At 42.9% G+C, this 22168-nt stretch carries 27 protein-coding genes and 1 tRNA gene; 14 read left to right on the top strand and 14 right to left on the bottom strand.

What is annotated here, in order from left to right; translation table 11 throughout:
- Positions 1-183: 183 nt before the first annotated feature.
- Complete coding sequence (locus Q4B82_RS04650; protein ID WP_303065261.1) at positions 184-726, top strand: gamma carbonic anhydrase family protein; 543 nt, start codon at positions 184-186, stop codon at positions 724-726.
- A gap of 218 nt (positions 727-944) precedes the next feature.
- On the opposite strand, the gene Q4B82_RS04645 is transcribed toward Q4B82_RS04650, so the two are convergent.
- Complete coding sequence (locus tag Q4B82_RS04645) at positions 945-1601, bottom strand: peptidoglycan DD-metalloendopeptidase family protein (protein ID WP_303065260.1); 657 nt, start codon at positions 1599-1601, stop codon at positions 945-947.
- 156 nt (positions 1602-1757) lie between these two features.
- Here Q4B82_RS04645 and Q4B82_RS04640 point away from each other — a divergent pair, with 156 nt between their 5' ends.
- Positions 1758-2270 (top strand): FxsA family protein, encoded by a 513-nt coding sequence (locus Q4B82_RS04640; RefSeq protein ID WP_303065259.1) that lies wholly within the window; start codon positions 1758-1760, stop codon positions 2268-2270.
- Between the two features lie 74 nt (positions 2271-2344).
- On the opposite strand, the gene Q4B82_RS04635 is transcribed toward Q4B82_RS04640, so the two are convergent.
- From Q4B82_RS04635 to Q4B82_RS04625, 3 genes are all read right to left on the bottom strand, one after another.
- On the bottom strand, positions 2345-2908 hold the full coding sequence (locus tag Q4B82_RS04635) for a YceI family protein (RefSeq protein ID WP_303065258.1): 564 nt from the start codon (positions 2906-2908) through the stop codon (positions 2345-2347).
- A 103-nt stretch (positions 2909-3011) separates the two neighbouring features.
- On the bottom strand, positions 3012-4187 hold the full coding sequence (locus tag Q4B82_RS04630) for an NnrS family protein (RefSeq protein WP_303065257.1): 1176 nt from the start codon (positions 4185-4187) through the stop codon (positions 3012-3014).
- 52 nt (positions 4188-4239) lie between these two features.
- On the bottom strand, positions 4240-4617 hold the full coding sequence (locus Q4B82_RS04625) for a hemerythrin domain-containing protein (RefSeq protein ID WP_303065256.1): 378 nt from the start codon (positions 4615-4617) through the stop codon (positions 4240-4242).
- A gap of 302 nt (positions 4618-4919) precedes the next feature.
- Between Q4B82_RS04625 and Q4B82_RS04620 the strand changes: the two genes are divergently transcribed.
- A tRNA-Glu gene (locus tag Q4B82_RS04620) sits at positions 4920-4995 on the top strand.
- A 296-nt stretch (positions 4996-5291) separates the two neighbouring features.
- Here Q4B82_RS04620 and Q4B82_RS04615 read toward each other — a convergent pair.
- The 10 genes from Q4B82_RS04615 to Q4B82_RS04570 form a co-directional block, all read right to left on the bottom strand.
- Positions 5292-6488 carry an acetate kinase gene (locus tag Q4B82_RS04615; RefSeq protein WP_303065255.1) on the bottom strand — a complete coding sequence of 399 codons (1197 nt, stop codon included), beginning with the start codon at positions 6486-6488 and terminating at the stop codon, positions 5292-5294.
- Positions 6489-6616: 128 nt separating this feature from the next.
- Positions 6617-7237, bottom strand: coding sequence for an L-threonylcarbamoyladenylate synthase (locus Q4B82_RS04610; RefSeq protein ID WP_303065254.1), 621 nt, complete (start codon positions 7235-7237; stop codon positions 6617-6619).
- A gap of 38 nt (positions 7238-7275) precedes the next feature.
- Complete coding sequence (locus tag Q4B82_RS04605) at positions 7276-7755, bottom strand: CinA family protein (protein WP_303065253.1); 480 nt, start codon at positions 7753-7755, stop codon at positions 7276-7278.
- Between the two features lie 53 nt (positions 7756-7808).
- Positions 7809-8561 (bottom strand): cell division protein ZapD, encoded by a 753-nt coding sequence (gene zapD, locus Q4B82_RS04600; protein ID WP_303065252.1) that lies wholly within the window; start codon positions 8559-8561, stop codon positions 7809-7811.
- Positions 8562-8651: 90 nt separating this feature from the next.
- Positions 8652-9260 (bottom strand): dephospho-CoA kinase, encoded by a 609-nt coding sequence (gene coaE, locus Q4B82_RS04595; protein ID WP_303065251.1) that lies wholly within the window; start codon positions 9258-9260, stop codon positions 8652-8654.
- A gap of 10 nt (positions 9261-9270) precedes the next feature.
- Positions 9271-10113: an A24 family peptidase gene (locus tag Q4B82_RS04590; RefSeq protein ID WP_303065250.1), complete on the bottom strand. Its 843-nt coding sequence runs from the start codon at positions 10111-10113 to the stop codon at positions 9271-9273.
- Positions 10114-10117: 4 nt separating this feature from the next.
- A complete protein-coding gene (locus Q4B82_RS04585; protein WP_303065249.1) occupies positions 10118-11383 on the bottom strand; it encodes a type II secretion system F family protein in 1266 nt (421 codons plus the stop codon).
- Positions 11384-11421: 38 nt separating this feature from the next.
- A complete protein-coding gene (gene pilB, locus Q4B82_RS04580) occupies positions 11422-13104 on the bottom strand; it encodes a type IV-A pilus assembly ATPase PilB (RefSeq protein ID WP_303065248.1) in 1683 nt (560 codons plus the stop codon).
- Between the two features lie 226 nt (positions 13105-13330).
- Positions 13331-14560 (bottom strand): diaminopimelate decarboxylase, encoded by a 1230-nt coding sequence (gene lysA, locus Q4B82_RS04575; protein ID WP_303065247.1) that lies wholly within the window; start codon positions 14558-14560, stop codon positions 13331-13333.
- Between the two features lie 2 nt (positions 14561-14562).
- The gene (locus Q4B82_RS04570) at positions 14563-14757 is read right to left on the bottom strand and encodes a lipoprotein (protein ID WP_303065272.1); all 195 of its coding nucleotides are present in this window, start codon (positions 14755-14757) and stop codon (positions 14563-14565) included.
- 133 nt (positions 14758-14890) lie between these two features.
- Between Q4B82_RS04570 and cyaY the strand changes: the two genes are divergently transcribed.
- From cyaY to Q4B82_RS04515, 11 genes are all read left to right on the top strand, one after another.
- Positions 14891-15223, top strand: a complete 333-nt coding sequence (gene cyaY / locus Q4B82_RS04565; protein WP_303065271.1) for an iron donor protein CyaY — start codon at positions 14891-14893, stop codon at positions 15221-15223.
- 10 nt (positions 15224-15233) lie between these two features.
- Positions 15234-15467, top strand: coding sequence for an RNA-binding S4 domain-containing protein (locus Q4B82_RS04560; protein ID WP_303065246.1), 234 nt, complete (start codon positions 15234-15236; stop codon positions 15465-15467).
- Positions 15445-15633, top strand: coding sequence for an oxidoreductase-like domain-containing protein (locus Q4B82_RS04555; RefSeq protein WP_303065245.1), 189 nt, complete (start codon positions 15445-15447; stop codon positions 15631-15633). The genes Q4B82_RS04560 and Q4B82_RS04555 overlap by 23 nt, the downstream gene beginning before the upstream one ends.
- 65 nt (positions 15634-15698) lie before the next feature.
- Positions 15699-16631 carry a hypothetical protein gene (locus tag Q4B82_RS04550; protein ID WP_303065244.1) on the top strand — a complete coding sequence of 311 codons (933 nt, stop codon included), beginning with the start codon at positions 15699-15701 and terminating at the stop codon, positions 16629-16631.
- A gap of 85 nt (positions 16632-16716) precedes the next feature.
- A complete protein-coding gene (tsaB, locus tag Q4B82_RS04545; protein WP_303065243.1) occupies positions 16717-17448 on the top strand; it encodes a tRNA (adenosine(37)-N6)-threonylcarbamoyltransferase complex dimerization subunit type 1 TsaB in 732 nt (243 codons plus the stop codon).
- Positions 17445-17792: a YraN family protein gene (locus tag Q4B82_RS04540; RefSeq protein ID WP_303065242.1), complete on the top strand. Its 348-nt coding sequence runs from the start codon at positions 17445-17447 to the stop codon at positions 17790-17792. The genes tsaB and Q4B82_RS04540 overlap by 4 nt, the downstream gene beginning before the upstream one ends.
- A gap of 7 nt (positions 17793-17799) precedes the next feature.
- Positions 17800-18393 carry a phosphoheptose isomerase gene (locus Q4B82_RS04535; protein WP_303065241.1) on the top strand — a complete coding sequence of 198 codons (594 nt, stop codon included), beginning with the start codon at positions 17800-17802 and terminating at the stop codon, positions 18391-18393.
- Positions 18394-18517: 124 nt separating this feature from the next.
- The gene (locus tag Q4B82_RS04530) at positions 18518-19138 is read left to right on the top strand and encodes a BON domain-containing protein (RefSeq protein ID WP_303065240.1); all 621 of its coding nucleotides are present in this window, start codon (positions 18518-18520) and stop codon (positions 19136-19138) included.
- Positions 19139-19197: 59 nt separating this feature from the next.
- A complete protein-coding gene (locus tag Q4B82_RS04525; RefSeq protein WP_303065239.1) occupies positions 19198-19794 on the top strand; it encodes a hypothetical protein in 597 nt (198 codons plus the stop codon).
- A gap of 192 nt (positions 19795-19986) precedes the next feature.
- A complete protein-coding gene (locus tag Q4B82_RS04520) occupies positions 19987-21114 on the top strand; it encodes a metallophosphoesterase (RefSeq protein WP_368501330.1) in 1128 nt (375 codons plus the stop codon).
- Positions 21115-21129: 15 nt separating this feature from the next.
- The gene (locus Q4B82_RS04515) at positions 21130-22107 is read left to right on the top strand and encodes a tRNA-dihydrouridine synthase (RefSeq protein WP_303065238.1); all 978 of its coding nucleotides are present in this window, start codon (positions 21130-21132) and stop codon (positions 22105-22107) included.
- Positions 22108-22168 lie beyond the last annotated feature (61 nt).

The raw sequence follows: 22168 nt of genomic DNA, 5'->3' as shown, positions 1-22168 counted from the left end.
ATGATTTGTGCATGGCTCTCATTGTCGCCTTGTACCGTATTTTCACTTCTATGATGATACTTCAAGATGATGAATACAGGTTTTTTGTTTTTTTAAAATGGCTGGGGTGAGAAATAATCAGATTGATTGGTATTTCAGGCAGCCTAAATTTTTGAACTAAAATAGAATAAGTGAAAGAATATCATGAATACAGCCATACGAGCTTATTTAAATCATTATCCACAAGTGGAGCAGAATGTTTATGTTGATGCTGCTGCTGTTGTGATTGGACAGGTTAGTTTGGCAGAACACGTTTCAGTATGGCCTATGGTTGTGATTCGTGGCGATGTAAATCACATTAAAATTGGTACACGCAGCAATATTCAAGATGCTTCTGTGTTGCATGTGAGTAAAAAAAGTGATGATAAGCCAGAGGGGGCACCTTTGTTGATTGGTGAAGATGTAACGGTTGGGCATAAAGTGATGTTACATGGTTGCACTATTGGCAATCGTGTTCTGATTGGTATGGGGGCGATTGTGTTGGATGATGTGGTCATTGAAGATGACGTGATTGTGGGTGCAGGCAGCCTTGTGCCACCGCGTAAGATTTTGCAAAGCGGTTATTTGTATATGGGTTCGCCTGTACGTCAAATTCGTGCGTTAAGCGAAGAAGAAAAGGCACATTTGTTGGCTTCTGCACAGCATTATATGCGTGTGGCGGCTGATTATTTGTCTATGTACAGTTAAGAGGCGGCAATGAAAAAAAGTCTGTTTATGTGTTGTTGCATTTTATGGGTTTTGGCAGGGTGTGCCAGTACGCAATATGGTAGTAATGAAATGTATGGTGAGATTCAAGTTGGCGTGGAACACAGCAGGTGTTTTTGAAAGTTTCAGGTAGTTTAATGCGAAACATCAGGACGGAAATGGATAATCCGTCCTGATTTTTTGTACAAGCAAAAGCAGGATTAAGGTTTGTCAGGCAAATAAGGTAAGGGGTTAATTGCTGTGCCGTTGATGCGTAATTCAAAATGTAAAGCTGTTTCGCCATCGCTGCGACCGCTGTTGCCTACGGTTGCAATTGCTTGTCCTGCTTTAACGCGGGTTTTTTCTGAAACCAATAGACGGTCATTATTGGCATATGCTGTGATGATGCCATTGTTGTGGCGCAGTAACAATAATTGTCCATAACCACGGATTCCGCTGCCCGCATAAATCACTTGCCCATCGGCTGCGGCTTTGACGGTTGTGCCTGCGGGTGCGGCAATGTCTATACCGCGATTACTGTTGCTGTATGTTTTAAATACATTGCCTTGTACAGGCCATTGTAAAGATGGTATGGCAGCAGAATGTGTTGTTTTCTGATGATTGTTGTCTGAATTGATGTGTAAACGTTGTGCGACATGAATGGTGTCGCTGCGTAAATTATTTAGGGTTTTGAGTTCGTGCACATTCATATTAAAGCGGCGTGCAATACGAGAGAGCGTATCGCCTTTTGCCACGCAATAATAGCCTTGAGCAGGTGAACATGTTGTAGAACCAGTATGATTGCCATTGCCTGCACAGGCAGTAAGCAATATGCTGATGATGCTGATGTAAGTAAAACGAGAAGAAATTGAAGTCATATTGTGCTTTCAGGCCAGCCTGAAATTGGATTGTTTGAAGTGAATAGGGCGAGTTTACGGTTTTTTACGGCATTTGACTACCGTAAGTCTTGTTTTTCCACATGACTGGCGTTATTTTACATTTCAATTCAATACAACACACCAAGAGGGATACAGATGCGATATTTGGGTTTGGCTTTTTTGATTTTATTGGCAATAGAAATTTTTTCCATTATGGTAATGGCAAAATTATTGGGTGGACTAACGGTTTTCATTTTGATGATTTTGAGTTTTATTTTGGGTTTGTTTATTTTGCGCCGAACAGCAGGATTTGCCAAAGTTTTGATGGCAGGCGAGTTGTTGCGTGGACAAGGTGGGATTTCATTTTACCAAATGATGTGGCCTGTTCGCATTCCGATTGCAGGGGTATTGTTGATGTCGCCTGGTTTTGTTTCTACTTTTGGTGCGTTGATGCTGCTTTTACCATTTAAAGGCAAGCCTTTGGCGCAGCAGCACACATCACAAGGAACAAGATTTGGTGGTTTTGAATTTGGTCATGGCGCATTTTACGGTCGCACACGTCAAAATCACGATGAAGACATCATTGAAGGTGATTTTACGGTACACACCCATACCACCAAGCAAGCCAAACGACAACAAGGTGTGATTGAACACAAAAATCATGATTAGGAACACAGGTTCTACATCATGTCTTTTGAAAACAGGCTGCCTGAAAGGTTTTCAGGCAGCCTGTTTTGATGAAATTATTGTTTTACTGCTTCAAATTGAATGTCTATGTGAACGTCTTTGGTCATGCCTGCATCAAGCAAATAATTCATGCCCCATTTGCTGCGGTCAAGTGTGGTAGAAAAGTCGCCACCACACACTTGGGCTTTAAACATGGGATTGTGATAGCAATTGAATTTTTCTGCTTTTAATTGAACAGGGTGGGTTTGCCCTAACAGGGTTAAAGTGCCATCAACGGCACTGACTTTATTGTTTTGAAAATGAAATTGTGTGGAGATAAATTTCATTTCAGGGAATTTATCGGCATGAAACAAATCAGGTGATTTCAAGTGTTTTGTGAATGCATCAGAGCTGCTTTGTAAATTTGCCAAAGGTAAGCTGATACTGATGCTGCCCGTTTGGTTTTGGGCATCAAATTGCATCATGCCTTTTAAGCCATAAATACCACCCACATTGGTGGAAGTACCAAAGTGGTCAATCGCAAAACGGGCATTGGTGTGTTTGTCGTCCACTTTGTAATCGGCTGCACCAACATGGGTAACGGCAGTAAAAAACAAAATAGAAGCAAGGATTTTTTTCATGGTTGAGCCTTTCTTGATGTTGTGGTGGGAAATAGGCTGCCTGAAAACGTGTATTGGGTTTTCAGGCAGCCAGAAAAACTGAAACAAAAATATTCTAACACAATTATCCTGCTCGACCATCAATGCGTGGTGCAGTAAGCCAAGGTAAATAACGTAAAAAATACAATAATAAAGATGCTGCAAATAAAACTGCTGAAAGGCGTAAAGAATGTGTGTAAGCAGTAGGATTGATGTATGCCATGATTGCCGCTAATGCACGGAAAAATGTGGCAGCCAACATTAAATAAAAGGCGGTGGGCATCCATTTGGGTGCAGGATAGAGTGGGCGACCTGTGTGTCCCAAGGCGGTGCGAGTCATCATGCTGACGGTTAAAAGACCAATACCACCTACAGCCAGTAAATGCGTACCTAAACTGATGACTTGTAAATTAAATTGCCCCATACCCAGCAGCAGTAAACCCAGTGAAGACAAACCATATCCCAAATGCAGTGTCCACAATAGTGGTTCACGCAAAATACCTTTTTCAAACCAGCGATAAGTTTGAATCATACCTAAAATACCTGCTGCCACAGCCAAAATGCCTGCTGCAGGTAATAATACCCCCAACATCATTAATACAGCCGCTATCAAGGGCAAGCACAAAGCCGCTATAACCATGGGCATGGGGCTGCTGATTTGTGGCGTATTCAAACGGCGTGCGGTAAAAAAAGGGATAACACGATTGCCAATTAGACCAATGAAACCTGCCACCATAACTATCCCCGCTGTTAAGCCACTGTGCAAGTCATTCAGGCTGCCTGAAAACAAAAATCCATGAAAAACAGCGTGGCTTAAACCCAGCATAAACAACGCCAACACCGCAATATAATTGCGGCTGTTGCGGCTTTGCCAAACGGCTAGTCCCATAGCATATGTGCCTAACCAGTAAAATAGGGTGCCAAAGAGGGCAGTTGGTAACAGAATAGGTAAAAAAGCACTTAATCTTGCCAGTAACCAAGTTGTGACCAAAACCATTAAGAAGCGACCACGAACAGGTGGTTGACCTGTCCAAGTGGCAACAGCAGTCAGCAAAAAAGCCACCACAATACCACCCGAGTAGCCCCAAATCATTTCATGTGCGTGCCATAAAAAAGCAGGAAGGACAGATGTGCCTTGATAACCAAATCCCCAAAGCAAAATGGAAAATGCGCCGTACAACGCCGTTAATAAATAAAAAGGGCGAAATGCCATTGCCCAAATTGGGTGTTGTTCAGACAATGGGGAGTAGTGGGTATTCATGGTTTTGGCTTTATTTTTTGGACATTAATAAGGTTTTCAGGCAGTCTGAATGTTATTCTGCTGCTGGTAAGATTGTTTGAATGGCGGGAAACAATTCACGTTCTTCAAAACGGGCGTGTTCACGCAATAAAGTGGCAAAAGTGGTGTTCCAGTTGGCATTGTCAAATTCGGCATCATGATAAAGCGCACGCAAACGTGTATGTTCATTTTCAAAACGTAAGCGTAGGTCATCACGCTGTAATTTTGCCCATAATGGTGCAAACTGATTTTCTTCATCTTGAAAATGTTTTTCTAAATCAACAAAATGATTTTGAATGTCCGCAGCATGATTGAGTGTGGGGGCGCGCAAAATCCGCAAACACAAAGCCAAAGTGTGATGATGTTCTTGTGATAGTTTGACCAAAGCAAAGTGGCGTTTTAAAGGCTTCACGGTTTTTTGTTCCTAAATTGAGTGATGAATTATGGTCATTTCAAATTTATGGTAAATTCAATTTAAACCAATACAGCGTTGCCTAACATTATGAAACTTTAAATGAGGAACGGCAAGCATGGATTTGCCTAAATCAACCGAATTGGGTTTCATGCGTTCTGATTGATGCACATTGCAGGATGGAGCTGAACCAATTGAGACGGCGGGTTAATGATATATATTATTGATAAATATAATTTTTTAAAGTATGTGAGTCCGTAACTTGACTTTTCAGGTAGCCAACGTATAATCTGTGCATTCATGCGCCCATCGTCTAGAGGCCTAGGACACTGCCCTTTCACGGCGGCAACCGGGGTTCGAATCCCCGTGGGCGTGCCAGTTTTTGATGAAACCCTGCTGATTTTGGTGGGGTTTTGTTTTTGTGTGGCGCTTGGTTTTAGGCTGCCTGAAACCTTTGCAAAATGTGTTTTGTAGAAGCTGAATTCATATCTGTCCTATTTTTATTGGTGAATTTTTATCATTAGATTATGCCTGTTTGAAATAAGAATTAAGATAAGGCAACGACAGCGAACTGTACCAGTTGTATGGTCAATAACCCTAGAATAGAAAAATAAGGGCGAATCATTTAATTCACCCTTATTGGGGGAATAGTTATGTTGCCTGAAAGAGACCAATTACAAACCGCTTAAACGGGTGGTATCTTGGGCAATCATCAATTCTTCATTGGTGGGAATCACAAGGGCTTTGACAGGGCTTTCGGTTGTGGTAATGATGCCTGCATTGCCAAAACGGGCGGCTGTATTGGCAGCTTTGTCCACATTTAAGCCTAAAAATGCGCAGTAATTCAGTACTTTTTCACGAATGGTATCGGAGTTTTCGCCAATGCCACCTGTGAATACCAAAGCGTCTAACCCCCCTGTGGCAACCGCCATAGATGCTACATATTTTGCCAAACGGTAGGCAAACATTTCCAATGCTAACAATGCGCCTTCATGACCTTTGGCGGCTTCTTCTTCAATGGTGCGGCAATCGTTGGATAATTCAGAAATGCCCAATAAGCCACTTTCTTTATTCAGAATATCGGTAATTTGTTGGGTGGAAAGTTGCAAATTGTCTGCCAAGAAAGAAAATACGCTGGGGTCCACATCGCCAGAGCGAGTACCCATTACCAAGCCTTCCAATGGGGTTAAACCCATGCTGGTATCCATGGATTGACCATTGCGAATGGCAGCAACTGATGCACCATTACCCAGATGTGCTACGACCAATTTCAGATTGTTTTTGTCTACTCCCAAAAATTGGGCGGCTTCATCAGCAACAAAGCGGTAGCTGGTGCCATGAAAACCGTAACGGCGTAAACCCAATTCGCGATAAAATTTTTGTGGCAGTGCATAGGTATAGGCATGTGCAGGCATGGTTTGGTGGAAAGCTGTGTCAAATACAGCAACATTGGGCAAACCTTTGAAAATGGCTTGTGCTGCACGGATACCAAGTAAGTTTGCAGGATTGTGTAAGGGTGCAAGTGGAATGCATTTTTCAATCGCTGCCAATACGCTATCATCCACCAATACGGATTCACTGTATGCTTCGCCACCGCTTACCACGCGATGACCGACCGCACTAATTTGGCTTTCTAAACCCATTTCTTTGAGTTTGTTTAATAATGCACCGACTGCGCCTGTGTGGTTAGGCTGTTCTTTGAGTTCAACTTTTTGTTTTTCGCCATTAACTTTGAAAGTGATGTAGGCATCTGCTAAATTGAGTTTTTCAGCCAAACAGCTTAATAAAACATCGCCGTTTTCGCTGTTTAAAACCGCACCTTTGAGTGAAGATGAACCGCAGTTTAAGACCAAAATCAGTTTGTTGGACATACTGTTTCCTTTATAGATGATTAAATGAAATGTGAAACGGCAGCCGATTCAGGCTGCCTGAAAAACCTTATTTTAACGAAAAAAATGTTGGATTGCTTGGATTTTGTGATGAATATGGTAAATTGGGGTTACAAGCCGAATGGAGCGATATTGCCTTTACCTTGTCGTATCAATTCAATGCCATTGGTCATGTCTATAACGGTGGTGGGTTCTGTGCCGCACCAACCACCGTCAATCACGGCGTCAAGGCTATGTTCTAAACGGTCGCGGATTTCGTAAGGGTCGCTCAATGGTTCTGAATCTTCAGGTAGCATCAGGGTGCAAGACAAAAGGGGTTCACCAATTTCTTTTAATAATGCCAGCGCAACGGTATTGTCAGGAACACGCAAGCCTATGGTTTTGCGTTTGGGGTGCAGGGTGCGGTTAGGGACTTCTTTGGTGGCGGGCAGAATGAAAGTATAACTGCCTGGTGTGGTGGTCTTGAGTTGACGGAATTGGCTGTTGTCCACTTTGGCGTATTTGCCCAGTTCACTTAAATCAGCACAGAGTAGGGTTAGGTGGTGTTTTTGGTCAATTTGGCGAATGGTAAGTATGCGTTCCATGCCTGTTTTATTGCCCAAGCTGCAAGCTAGGGCGTAGCAAGAATCAGTAGGCATGGCGATGATGCCACCTTTTTGTATGATGTCGGCTGTTTGTTTGAGTAGTCTTGTTTGTGGGTTATCGGGGTGAATGCTGAAAAATTGTGCCACTTTAAAAATATTCCTTTGTGTTTCAGGTAGCTTGTGGGTTATTTGCTGGACGTTTTGAGATAGTGTTCCAATATGGCAAGTGCGTATTGTACGGCTTGCCCGCGAATTTCGCTGCGGCTGCCTGAAAAGCAGTATTTTTTTGCCCAGATGCGTTGTTTGGTGGCAAAACCAAACCAGATTGTGCCTACGGGTTTATCTTCGCTGCCGCCGTCTGGTCCTGCGATGCCTGATATGCTGATGGCATAGTCACATTTGGAGGCAATGAGTGCACCTAATGCCATTTCGCGTACGGTTTCTTCGCTTACTGCACCGTAATGACGTAGGGTACTGTCATTGACATTGACCAGTTGTTTTTTTGCATCGTTGCCATAGGTAATGAAACCGCGTTCAAAAAAGGCAGAACTGCCAGGTAGGGCAGTTAGTTCGGCACAGAGTAAACCGCCTGTGCAGGATTCGGCACAGGTTACGGTTTGTTTGCGGGCAGTTAATTCAGCGGCAATGTATTCAAGTCGAGTCATGTGTTTTATGGTATTAATCAGGGGTTAAATTGTTTCAGGCAGCCTGAAAAGGTTTATTTATTGGGTATGGGGTCAAAACTGCACATCATCATTTTGAATTTGATGTTGCGTTCAATTTGTTTACCACGCATACTGTTTTGGTCGGTACTTAGAAAGCGAATGTGTGTGAAATATTTGTTTGCAGATACTTCAGGTAGGGCATTTTCACCCATTGGAATTTCAATGGTTAATAGGTGGATATTGTGTGCCATGCTGTTATGTTGATAATTCCCTTTGTTTGCTTGGCATTCGCTGGTCAGGGCATGACTGCGTAAAATTTCCAGTAGTAATTCTGTAGCTTGGTAGGTGGGCATCATGGCTTGACTCCAAGTTTCTAAATCTTGACGGCGTTGTTCTGCTGCTTGCTTTTGCCAAAAATAATAGCTGGGTAATTCAACGGGCGTGGTACCACCTGCTACGGCAAAACGTTGTTTGAGTGCCATTAGCCATTCGTTTTCGCGTATGTGTTGTCCGAATTTTTGTTGGATTTCTTGTAGGTTTTGGGTGGCCTGATTCAGCCGGTCTAATACTGGATTGTTGGCTTGATTGCGACTGATGATTTGCCTTTGCCTTTCTAGTTCTTGCAAAATTTCTAATTTGAGATCGGCACGCGATGAACATTCCATGATTTCAAATAGGCTGCCGATTGCCACATGATGCGACCATTTGTCTTCGCCTGCCAAAGTGTGTTTGAAACGGTTGAAGAGGTGTTCAATGCGTATCAAACTGCGTACTCGTTCGGAGAGTGGATGGTCAAAATGTAACATGGTGGCTGCTTCCTTTTGCAAGTGGTTTCAGGCTGCCTGAAATGGGAAAGACACATTTTATCTCACTTGATGTGATGTTTGTACTGAAATTTAATGGGCGTAAAGGGCAAGATAAATGTGATGTTGTTGTTCTGTGTTTTGGTGTAGTTGTGCAAGGCTGCCTGAATTGTCTATGATGTCATCGGCAATCGCTAGACGCTGTTCGTCTGTGGCTTGGTTGTTAATGATGGCGTGTATGTTTTCTTCGTTTAAGCCACTACGTTGTTTTACGCGTTTGATACGTTCTGCTTTGGGGCTGTGAATGAGTAAAATCCGCTGTACCAAGTGTCGAAAATGGGGGTGTTCGGTTAGGGTTGGGAGTTCTATGATGCCGTATGGTGCATTGTGGTATTGGGTTTGGGCGATTTGAATATGCTGTATGATGTGGGGGTGGAGTATGTGTTCCAGTTGTTGTTTGGCTTTTTGCTGCCTGAAAATGAGTTCACGCATATATTGTCGATTCAGGCAGCCTGTGTCATCAAGGGCTGATTTGCCAAAATGCTGTTTGATTTTGATGAGTGCAGTATGATTGGGGGTGTTGATGATGCTGCGATTGATGGCATCGGCATCAATAATGGGAATGCCTAATGAAGCAAAACAGGCAGCGACCTGACTTTTGCCGCTGCCTATACCACCTGTTAATCCTATCCATATGGTCATGAGTGATTCCTTAAAAACCTGATTTTTGCAGCCACCAGCTGATAAACTGTTCAATCGGTGCATAAAAAATCAAGACAAACCAAGCTGCTATGCCAAGACAAGGACCAAATGCCATGGGTTGTCCTTGTCCAACTCGCTTTATTAATGCGGCAATAATGCCAATAATGGATGCTGCCATAATGACAATAGGCAAAGATGATACACCTAACCATGCACCTATGGCCGCCAACATTTTAAAATCGCCATATCCCATGCTTTCTTTGCCTGTGAGCAATTTGAAAATATGGTAGATGAACCACAGCGATAGATAACCGATGACAGTACCTGTAACGGCTGATTTGAGCGGAATAAAATCAGTATAGAGATTAAACAACAAACCGAGCCAAACAAGGGGTAAGGTTAAGTGGTCTGGCAAAAATTGTTTATCAGCATCAATAAAGGTAAGCGCAATGATGAAAGCAGTAAACAAACATGCACCTATGGTAATACTGGTGTAACCGTATTGCCAAGCCACAATACCAAATAATACAGCGGTTAAGAGTTCTACCAAAGGGTAGCGTATGGCAATCGGTGTTTTGCAATGACCACATTTGCCTTTAAGTATTAACCAACTGATAATTGGGATATTTTGCCAAGTTTTGACAGCTGAACCACATAGACCACAACGAGAACGAGGAGTAAGGAGATTGAATCTTGCCGTGTCGTTCTCATCTTGTGGTAAATTTAATTGCTCTTTTGCGGCTTTTGTCCATTCACGTTCCAGCATTACAGGTAGTCTGTAAATGACGACATTTAAAAAACTGCCAATAAGTAAACCGAATAGACAAGCCACAATGATTGCAAATGTATCCATAAAATTAACCGATTGCATCGCCCATATTGAAGAGTGGCAGATACATGGCAACCAAAATCACACCAATAATGCTACCCAAAACAACCATGATGATGGGTTCCATCAGAGATGACAGGGTATTCACGGCATTGTCTACTTCATCTTCATAAAATTCAGCCGTTTTATTCAACATATCATCTAATGCACCCGATTCTTCACCAATAGAAGCCATTTGTACCACCATATTGGGGAATAAATTGCTGGCAATCATACCCGAGGTTAAGGATAAACCTTGATTGACTTTGGAGCGGATTTCTTTGGTGGCCTCTTCGTAAATGATGTTGCCTGATGCGCCCGCGACAGAATCCAATACTTCAACCAAAGGTACGCCCGCAGTAAATAGGGTTGCAGTAGTACGAGACCAGCGAGCAATGGTTGCTTTGCGTACAATTTCGCCAAAAATGGGTACTTTTAATAACCATGCATCAACACGTCGTTGGAATTTGGGTGAGTGTTTATGTAACTGGATTAAGCCAACTACACCACCAATTAAGCCTATAATAATCAGCCAGCCATGAGATACAAAAAATGCGGAAATGTCCATCATGGTTTGAGTCAGTGCAGGCAATTCAGCTCCCATACCTTGATAAACTTTACCAAATTCAGGTAAAACGAACATCATCATCACAATAACCAATGCAATGGCAACAACGATAATGGCAATAGGGTAAGTTAATGCACCTTTTACTTTGCGTTTGATAGCTTGGGTTTTTTCTTTATAAGTTGCCAATTTGTCTAGCAAACCTTCTAATACACCACCTGCCTCACCAGCAGCAACTAAATTCACATAGAATTTATCAAAGTAACGTGGGTGTTTGGCAAAAGCTTCTGCTAAAGAAATACCTTGTTCCACATCACCACGAACCGCCATCAATAATTCGGTCATGGAAGCATTGCTGTGTCCTTTTGCAACAATATCAAATGCTTGCATCATGGGTAAGCCTGCTTTCATCATAGTGGAAAGCTGACGGGTAAACACAGTAATGTCTTGCTGTGTGATTTTCTTTTGACGCGTTTTTTTCATTTTGGTTAGCGTCATTACCTTAATTTGTCGTCTCTGTAATTTCTGACGCGCTTCTTCTTCATTTTTGGCGACAACTTCACCACGAACGACAGAATCGGTTTGCAGATTTTTACCTTCAAACTGGTAACGATTGCCTTTTTCTTTTTTAACTGGTTTAGCAGCAGGAGCGGCTTTTTTGACTGTTTTTTTGCTTGTGTTGGCAGCCATATCCATATCCTTAGATGAAATAAAATTGTAAAAATGAATTATTCATTGGTGGTTGCAATGACTTCTTCTAATGTGGTAATGCCTTGCATGACTTTTAAAAGACCAGAGCGACGTAAATCTACCAGCCCTTCTGCATAAGCAATTTCGGCAATATCTACTTCTGTACCGCCACGCATGATAACGGCTTTCATTTTTTCCGTCATAGGCATCACTTCATATAAGCCTGCACGACCTTTGTAGCCCTTTCCTTTGCAGGCATCGCAACCAATTGCTCGATACATAATCCAATCTTTTGCCAAATCTTCATCGGTAAAGCCTGCTTGTTTTAATGCTTGTTCAGGTGGGCGTTCCATAGGTTGTTTGCAAGCGGAACACAAACGGCGTGCCAAACGTTGTGCCATAATCAAATTGACCGAGCTGGCAATGTTAAATGGTGCAACGCCCATGTTTAGCATACGTGATAAAGTGGCAGGGGCGTTGTTGGTGTGTAAAGTGGAGAACACCATATGACCCGTTTGCGCGGCTTTAATTGCGATGTCTGCTGTACCTAAATCGCGAATCTCACCAATCATGATGATATCTGGGTCTTGGCGCAAGAAAGCCTTTAAGGCTGCTTCAAAGGTTAGACCTTGTTTGTCGTTTACGTTTACTTGATTGATGCCTGGTAAGTTAATCTCCGCAGGGTCTTCGGCGGTGGAAATGTTTACATCGTCTGTATTCAAAATATTCAGGCAGGTATAAAGTGAGACTGTTTTACCTGAACCTGTAGGACCTGTTACCAACACCATACCATATGGGCGATGAATGGCTTCTAAAATCAAGTCTTTTTGGAAATCTTCAAAACCAAGTTGGTCAATATTCAGACTGGCAGCATCAGAATTCAAAATACGCATTACCACTTTTTCGCCAAACAGGCAGGGCATGGTATTGACACGGAAGTCAATGGCTTTGGTGTTTTTGGAAAATTGTAATTGAATGCGACCGTCTTGTGGAACACGTTTTTCGGAAATGTCCAATTTTGCCATAACTTTAATTCGCGAAGCCAATTGACTGCGTAAGTTCAAAGGTGGCTGTACAATTTCACGCAGTACGCCATCGGTACGGAAACGTACGCGTGCCATAAATTCGTAAAATTCAAAGTGAATATCGGAAGCACCGCCTACAACCGCATCATGCAGAATTTTTTGGATAAAGCGTGCAACAGGTCCATCTTCCTCTTCTTCTCCGTCCACAATCATGGTTTGGCTTTGTGATTCTTGTAAAGAAGAGTCCATGCCCATTTCTTTGAGTAAGCTGGTGTTGCTTTGACCGAACCACTCTAAAATACGCGACAGTTGGTCATCACGCACAATCACCAATTCCACGGATAAGCCACTTGAAAATACGGCTTTTTGGAAATTCTGCATTTGCGTGGGGTCGGATACCGCTAAAAAGAGTTTTCTGCCACGTTTAAATAAAGGTAGACAACGCAATTCCATCATTTGGGTTTCTGAAATGACGTCTTGTACCAAATTGCTGCGTGGAAAATAATTTAAATCCAGCATTGGATAGTTGAAAACGTTGGAAAAAAGTTCTGCCAAGTTTTCGGGATTGATGATTTTGTCGCCAAACACCATGGACATGATGTTTTTGTTTTCTTTGATGGCGTTTTGATAGGTGTCAATTTTATCTTGCGGTATTAGTTTTTTTTGTACCAATACGCGCAGTAAACCAATGCTCATTAGTTGTTCCTAAATAATTTGCCAAAATGGCTGCTGAATGTTTCGAGCAGCCTAAATATATTAGAGTTAAGACAATAAATGCGTTCAATTATACAAGATAATCGGGGTAACTGTGAAAATGATGCGGAAAAATATGAATAAAGGGGGATTTTTGTGGCGTTTTATCTGCACAGCGGTCAGTAATTTCAGGCAGCCTGTTGTATGGAGGGGCTGCCTGAAAGCTTTTTTATGAGGGTGTCAATAAGGTTTTTTCGTCTGCAAACAACATTTCCCAAGTTTCACGATGACGGATTAACTGGGCTTGTGTGCCATTGACCAAAACTTCTGCTGCACGTGGGCGTGTGTTGTAATTGCTGGCCATGCTTGCGGCGTATGCACCTGCGCTGCGAATCAGTAATAAATCGCCTGCTTCGGCTGCAATTTCACGATTTTGTGCCAAAAAGTCGCCTGTTTCGCAGATGGGACCGACAATGTCGGCAATAAAAGGTGTGATGCTTTTTTTAAAATTGTTGTCAATTTGATGATGGGCTTCGTAAAGAGCGGGGCGAATTAAATCATTCATGGCAGCATCTACTATGACGAAATTTTTTTCTTCGCCACGTTTGATGTATTCGACTCGAGTTAGCAATGTACCTGCGTTGCCGACTAAACTGCGCCCTGGCTCTAAAATTAAATCTAATGAACGGTTTTGCAACATTTGATGAACGGCATCTGCATAGGTCTGTAATTCAGGTTCGTGGTTGCCGTGATAGTCTATGCCTACGCCACCACCTAAATCAATGTGTTGCAAGACAATATTTTGTTTGGCTAATTTGTCTATTAGAATCAACAAACGTTCGCAGGCTTGGATAAGTGGCGATAAGTCGGTGAGTTGTGAGCCGATGTGGCAATCAATGCCAGTTACATTTAAATTGGGTAGGGATTTGGCATGTTGATAGGCGTGTTCAGCATCCTTCATGGCAATGCCAAACTTGTTTTCTTTTAGACCTGTGGAAATATAGGGGTGGGTTTTGGCATCTACATCGGGGTTGATGCGTAAGGAAATGGGGGCAGTTTTACCTAATTTGCCTGCCACTTCATTGATGCGTGCTAACTCAGGTAGGCTCTCTACGTTGAAGCATTTGATGCCTGCGTTTAAGGCAAATTCAATTTCGGTAATACTTTTACCTACGCCTGAAAATAGGACTTTGCTTGCATCGCCACCCGCAGCTAGAACACGTGCTAATTCACCACCTGATACAGTGTCAAAGCCGCTGCCTAAACGTGCAAAATGTTGTAAAACACTTAAATTGCTGTTGGCTTTGACGGCATAGCAAATTAAGGGTTGGGTGGCGGCAAAAGCGGTTTGGTAACGTTTAAATGCTGCACTCATGGCGTTTTGGCTGTAAACGTATAAAGGTGTGCCAAATTGTTCGGCCAGTTCGGTAAAGGAGAGGTTTTCGCAAAATTGAGTCATGATTAAATGGTTTGTTTTATTGGGGTTGGTGGAGTTGGATTGGATTGCTTGGGGGTGTCGCGGCGTTTAAAATCAATGCCTGTTTGGACGGGTGCAAATTTTGCCTTGTCGTTTTCGTATGGTAAATAAAGTTTGCCTTTGTAACCACAGGCACAGAGCAAAAGGGCAGACAATGAGGTAAATGCAATCCGTTTCATGGTGTGGCTTTCTGGCTTATAAGCTGTTTCAGGCAGCTTGGTATTGAGTTTGAGGTTGATTTGCCAACTTTTCAGGCAGCCTAAAATGTGGCAAGATGCGCATCTTAACACTTTCTGAGATAGAATACAGCAAATCATGACTGAAACCGAATTTTTGCAACACACAGACCAACTGTTTGCCCATATTGAAGATGAATTAGACCAAGGCGATTGGGATTTTGATTGTCAAACTCATGGTAATGTGCTAACCATAGAAGCTGATGATGGTACGCAAATCATTGTTAATCGGCATACACCTAATCAAGAATTGTGGATTGCTGCTAAAAGCGGTGGTTACCATTTCGCTTACCAAAATGGCGCATGGCTCGCTGCGCGAGACGGTAGTGAATTTTTTGCGATATTAAATCAAGCATTGACGGCAGCATCGGGCGAAAATGTGTGTATCGCTGTTTTTCAGACTGCCTGAAAGGGTCAATATGCAAGCCAATGTTTATTTAGAAGACCAAGAATACATTGCCTTATGTGATTTATTGAAATTGGCGGGTTTGAGTGAAAGTGGAGGACAAGCCAAAGCCGTGATTGCCGCAGGTAAAGTGAAACGTAATGGTCAGGTGGAAACACGCAAAACTGCGAAAATTCGCGGTGGCGATGTGATTGAATTTGCAGGTAGTATTTTGGAAATTTACGATGGATGCGACCCAGAAGCTTGACCTTGCTACTTTGCCACCCAAACCTGAACCGCCCGAAGATTGGGAATGTTGTGGCAGTGAATGTGGCGATGCATGCATATATGAAATTTATCGCCGTGAAAAAGCGGCTTATGATGCGGCAGTGCGCCAGTTGCAAGTTGAAGATACCGTTAATCAGGCTGCCTGAACGGTTTCAGGCAGCCTATTTGTGAGCCCACATTCATTAAATTGTTTTGAAATTCAATCTAAATGATGAGACTGCAATATCTGATTTTTTCCCTTGTTTGGTGTTTATTGGCAGCGTGTTCCGATGAAAAAACAGAATCATCGTCTGCATCTGCTGCGCCAGTGGTTTCTGTGCCTAGCAAACAGAAGGTCGCTGTTGTGTCAGCAGAAACCAATGTGTACGCACATTATGCCAATATCAATCAGGCGGCACTGGCTAAACTTAAAAATCTGTCACCAGTACAAGCGGATCAATTTTATATTGAATACCGAAAACAAGTCATAACAGCATTGGAAGCCATCAATGCACAAGAGCAGTTGTTTTTAGATGATTTTTTAAACGATGCGAATTGGGACTATGATGCCATATCGAGACAAAGTAAACCCAGTGCCAATATGCAAAAACACATTAATCATTTGAATGAATACGGTTTACGCTATGAGGACTTGGGCGGTGGTGTGGCAGCCATAGTACCCAAAGTGGGCATTGAGACCGAATTGTTTGCAACTAAAACTACATCTGAATACCGCGATTTCATTTTGCAACAAGACCGTGAAAGTACATTGGTGGACAGTATGGATGGAGCGGTTGTGGTGTCTTGGCGTGAGCTGGCAGACCGAGCGGCGGCATGGGAGCGTTTTGTACAAAATTATCCCAATTCAGCTTTGCTTGATGAAGCGGAACAAAAATTCCAGTGGAATACTTATTTGTTTTTGTTTGGCTTGGATAATACCCCTGTGGAAGCGGTAGAATACGATGAACCAGAAGCCGAACAGTTGCGTCAGTTTTACCGCGAAATTGAAGCAGAGTGGGCGCGTTATGAGCAACATTATCCGCGCAGTCGTATTGTGCCGATGTTGGCGGAAGCGCGGCAAATTGCTTTATTGGAAGGAGAAGCACGACTTGATGCCGTAAAACGTTTTCGCGACCGTTATTTAAGTGATGCTTTCCGTTCTTGATTTTTCAGACAGCCTAGTGTGGCATAAACTGCTTTTTCGCTTGGCTTGGTGCTATAATTGCCCACTTTCAAATTGAGAATGAATCATGCAGCCTGATTTTTCACGCCCCATTTTGGCAATGGATACTGCCACAACATTTTTGTCGCTGGCTTTGCAATCAGAGGGAAAAGTATGGCAAATTCATGTGGAAGCGGTTAATCGTCAAGCTGAATTGATTTTGCCCAACATACAAGACTTATTGGTTCAGGCAGGCATCACGGTGGCTGACTTGGGAGTGTTGGTTTACAATCAAGGTGCAGGCGCGTTCACAGGTTTAAGGATTGGTTTGGGTATTGCACAGGGTTTGGCAACGCCATTTAATACCCCTTTAATTGGTGTGCCAGCTTTGGACGCAGTTGCAGCGCAAATTTCAGGCAGCAATCAATTACCCAAATTGATTTTGGCAGCAAGCGATGCGCGTATGGGCGAAGTGTTTTATGCGTGGTATTTGGCAAATGAAACAGGGCATAAACGATTGAGTACTTATTCTGTGGGCAAAGCCAGTGAAATCCTGCTGCCTGAAAATACACTTTTCTCTGAAATAGTTGGCGTAGGCAATGCCTTTGCTTTGGACAATTTGCCTGATTTTTTCAGGCAGCCTAATGCAGTTAAAATGTGTGCGGATATGCCAACTGCGCTGGATTTTTTGCGTTTGGCGCAAAGTGGGCATTATGCTGCTGTGCCAGCTGCGCGTGCAGAATTGCTGTATGTGCGCGATAAAATTGCTTTAACCGCAGCCGAACAAGCGGCACGCAGAATTTCAGGCAGCCTGAAATGAAGTTAAACCATACCACAGGACAAGCTGCTGAAAATGTCGCATTGGCGTTTTTACAAGCACAGGGCTGTATTTTACTGGCAAGGAACTGGCATTGTGCTTATGGCGAGATTGACTTAATCATGCGTTCAGGCAGCCTACTGTTGTTTATTGAAGTGAAATACCGAAAAAATACTGCTTTTGGTGGTGTGGCATACAGCATTGGTGCCAGTAAATTGGCAAAATTGCAACGCAGCATAGAACATTATTTGCAGACTCATCATCTGCATAAACAAGCTTGTCGCCTTGATGCGGTTTTGATACAAGGTCAAAATCCACCGCAATGGATTCAAAATTTAACAGGATAAGGAGAAATTGATGAATTTAAATCAACGCATTGCTTCGCATTTTCAAGAAAGCATTGTCGCCAAGCAAAAGGCGGAATCGTTTTTAACAGAAAATACTGCCCAAGCTGCCCAGTTATTGTTTGGTACATTGGCAAATGACGGCAAAATTTTATTGTGTGGCAATGGCGGTTCGGCGGCTGATGCACAGCATTTTGCAGCGGAAATGACAGGGCGTTTTGAAAAAGAACGCATGGAATTAGCAGCCATCGCCTTAACGACTGATACCTCTGCTCTAACTGCCATTGGCAACGATTATGGTTTTGAGCACATTTTCAGCAAACAAGTACGTGCATTGGGCAGAGCAGGTGATGTACTCATTGGCATTTCCACATCAGGCAATTCAGTCAATATTATGGAAGCCATTCGAGCGGCACATGAACGCGATATGCGCGTGGTGGCGTTTACGGGGCGTGATGGCGGTAAAATCGCACAAATGTTAAAACCCAATGACGTTCTGTTGAATGTACCGCATCAGCGCACGGCTCGCATTCAAGAAATTCACATTTTATTGGTTCATGCTTTATGTGATTGCATTGACACCATGTTACTAGAAGGTGTGTGATGTTAAATTGTGATGTCGCATGCCTACAATATGGTAACTAAACCGTTCATAATTCATAATTAAAGTCGTGATATTAAGATTATGAATGTACAATCATCTCTATTAACTTACAACGGAGCTCATCATGTTTGCACAATTTCTTTCAGGCAGCCTGAAAACAGCCAAAAATGTGATTTTGCTTGCTTTATTGGCATCAGTATTAAGCGGTTGCGCTGCGGCATTGATTGGTGGTGCGGCAGTAGGTGGTAACAGCCTTGCCAATCGCCGTACATTGGGTACACAAATTGATGATGAAACCATAGAAAATCGCATCCATTACAAAGCAAAAAGTGCCTTGAAAGGCAGTCCCAGCGCATCAGCGTATTCGCCCAGTTTGTCCATTGTGAGTTACAACCGTCGTGTACTCTTATTGGGACACGTTGCCAGCGAAAGCGATCGCCAGCTTGTTGAACAAGTGGCGCGGCAAGATGACAATGTGAAAGATGTTTATAACCACATTGTGGTAACGCCTATGGCGCGAAGCATGCTTGATGCCAGTAACGATACTTGGATTACCACCAAATTGCGTACGCGCTTATTGAATGTAGCAGGTGTGTATGCAGGTCATGTTAAAGTGGTAACGTACAATAGCGTGGTTTATGTTATGGGTATGCTGACACCACAACAACAAGCTGATGTCAATCAAGTGGTAAGCACCACAGCAGGCGTGCAAAAAGTGGTTACATTGTACGAAAATTATCCCTAAAACATCATTATGAAACTATTTTCAGGCAGCTTGATGCTGCCTGAAAAACGGAATAGGTCATGAAACAAAACGACAAGAAACGCGGTTTAACGTTTACCAATGTATTGCTAACGCTATTGGTTGTGGGTACATTTGTGGTAGGGGGGTTAATGTACATGCTGTATTTGGAATTAACCCAAACCCCTCAAATGACCGCGCAAAGGCATGAACAGCAGCAAACCCCAAAAATTGAAATCATGTCGCCTGATAACAAGCGTGGTGATGCCCCCGTATTTCGCAATGCATCACAAGTTGCCATTCAAGCTTCTGAACCACAATCCACCATGATTGAAAGTCAGAACGCATTACTTAAAGAAAATACACCTTCTGCTGCGAAAAAGCTGGCAGCACCAAAAGCAAACTCTACCGAATTGAACAATGCAGTTGTGACAGAACACAATCAACCTACATCAAATCGCGGACGACCTTTGGAGCCCATCAATGCTGTACCACAAAATAATGCAGCTTACGAGTTAAAAGCAAATAGCCCTGTATTAGATCATGAAGTATCTCAAAAACGCAGGGAAAACAATGCCAAACCCTTAAAGCCAGTTAGCCCTGCGCAGCCCAAAAATGAAAATAATAAAGACAAAAATATGATAGACGCATTATTATGATGAGCAACTGAACCAACAGGCTGCCTGAAAACGTCATAACCGTTTCAGGCAGCCTTTCAATCTGTTTTATAAATCAGAACAAGGCGACAGCAACCATGACTTGGTACATAAGGGCGTTGGTAACGCTGTGCTGGTTTAAATTGAATTCACTATATCGTCCCTTTTTCACATCAATCACACACAAAAAATATCATGAAAACCCTTTTTTTTCCCATTTTTATTCTGACTGTGTTACAAGTTTTCAATTATGTTTTTGCACGCGCACTCATTTGGCAATTTGCCTTGCACCACACCAAAATCCGCCGCATCGTCATAATTGGGATATTCTTATTGAGTAATGGACTGATTTTATTCACATTCACCCGAATTGTTCCCTCCATGTTTCGCATCAGTGCCAACTGGCTGGTGTTGCTGCTGTTTACCTTGTTTACCACCATTATTGTGAGCAGCCTGTCTTTTGCATTGCGCCGTTTCAGGCAGCCTGAACACCATCAAAGACATTTACGCTTATTTGCACCTTTATTGCTCATTGGCATTTACGCACTTGCCTTATACAATGCCTACACCCCAATTGTTCGTTACCAAACCATTCACATTAACAAATATTTAGATAAACCCATTCGCATTGGTTTGGCAAGCGACACCCATTTGGGTGCATTATTTGGCAACAAACAAATTGATGATTTGGTTGCCATTATGCAGCGCGAACAAGTGGACATGATTTTCCTACCAGGCGACATCATGGACGACAACACACAAGCATACGAAGCGCAAAACATGGGTGAACACCTCCGTCATCTGCGTGCGCCACTTGGGGTATATGCCACCATAGGCAATCATGATGTCGGTTACAGCGGACAGCCACAAAACGAAATCATCACACAAACTTTGGAACAAGCAGGCATCACGGTTTTGACCAATCGTGCTGTACAAGTGAACCAGCAATTTTGGGTTGTCGGCTTACCTGACCAACTGATGCGAGAAGGCAGACAAACTGCTGCCCAAGTTTTGCAACAAACCGATACCAGTCAGCCCATTTTCTTGCTTGACCATCGCCCAGACAACGTCATACAACACGCCCAATTACCGATTGATTTACAAGTATCGGGACATGTTCACAATGGGCAAGTTTTCCCAGCCAATTTGATTGTGCGTTTTCTCAATCGCATTCATTATGGTTACGAACAAATCAACCACAGCCATTTTGTTGTCACGTCAGGCTACGGTTTTTGGGGCGTACCATTTCGCTTGGGTTCACAATCGGAAGTGTGGATTATTGATGTTGTACCGAGTAAATCAAATGTTTCAGGCAGCCTGTAAAATGAATGGATTGTGATGAACCATCATCAAAAACAAAGATTAATCCTTGCCCCCATGCAAGGGCTATGCGATGACGTGATGCGCGACCTGCTGACTCGAATTGGCGGTTATGATGAATGTGTGAGTGAATTTGTTCGCATCACGCACACCGTTCATTCCAAACAAACTTGGTTGCGGCATGTGCCTGAAATCGCATACCATAATCACACTTTTGCAGGTGTGCCTTGTGTGGCACAGATTCTAGGCAGCGATAAAGAAATGATGGCAGTAAACGCCTTGGAAGCAGTACTTTTGGGTGTAGAAAAGATAGATGTGAATTTTGGTTGTCCTGCGCCAACTGTGAATAAACATCAAGGTGGTGCGGTATTACTCAAAGAGCCTGAACGTGTTTATCAAATTGTACGCCATCTACGCGATAGGCTGCCTGAAAACATCGTGTTAAGTGCCAAAATGCGTTTGGGTTATGAAAACACCGATTTGTGTTTGCAAAATGCACAAGCGATTGAACAAGGAGGGGCATCGCTTTTAACGGTTCATGCACGTACCAAAGTACAAGGATATGAACCACCAGCACATTGGGCTTGGTTACGTGCCATTCAAACACATATTGGTATTCCTGTGGTTGCTAATGGTGATGTATTTTCAGTGGCAGATTATCTGGCAATTTGTGAACAAAGTGGGTGTCATGATGTGATGTTGGGGCGTGGGGCGGTCATGGTGCCTGATTTGGCACGTCAAATTAAGCAATATTTGCATGGCGAAACGGTTCAGGCAGCCACGTTCAATGAAGAAATCATGGATTGGATACGCTTGTTTTTTGCCTTGTGCCGTGAAAAAGAAAGTAACAACAAATATCCTGTTGCCCGTTTAAAACAATGGTTGGGTATGATGAAAAAAGTGTATCCCGAAGCAGGGCAGTTGTTTGAAGCCATTCGGGTTTTAAAAGAAGCCGATGAAGTAGGGCGTGTATTGGCAACTTTTCAGGCAGCCTGAAATCTTTTGCAATTCGTCCTAAAATTGACTAAAATACGCAATTAGTGAATTTTAGGACTAT

The sequence above is a fragment of the Alysiella sp. genome, from assembly GCF_030525755.1.
Taxonomy (GTDB): Bacteria; Pseudomonadota; Gammaproteobacteria; order Burkholderiales; family Neisseriaceae; genus Simonsiella.
This window is presented reverse-complemented; position numbering and strand designations above follow the sequence as displayed.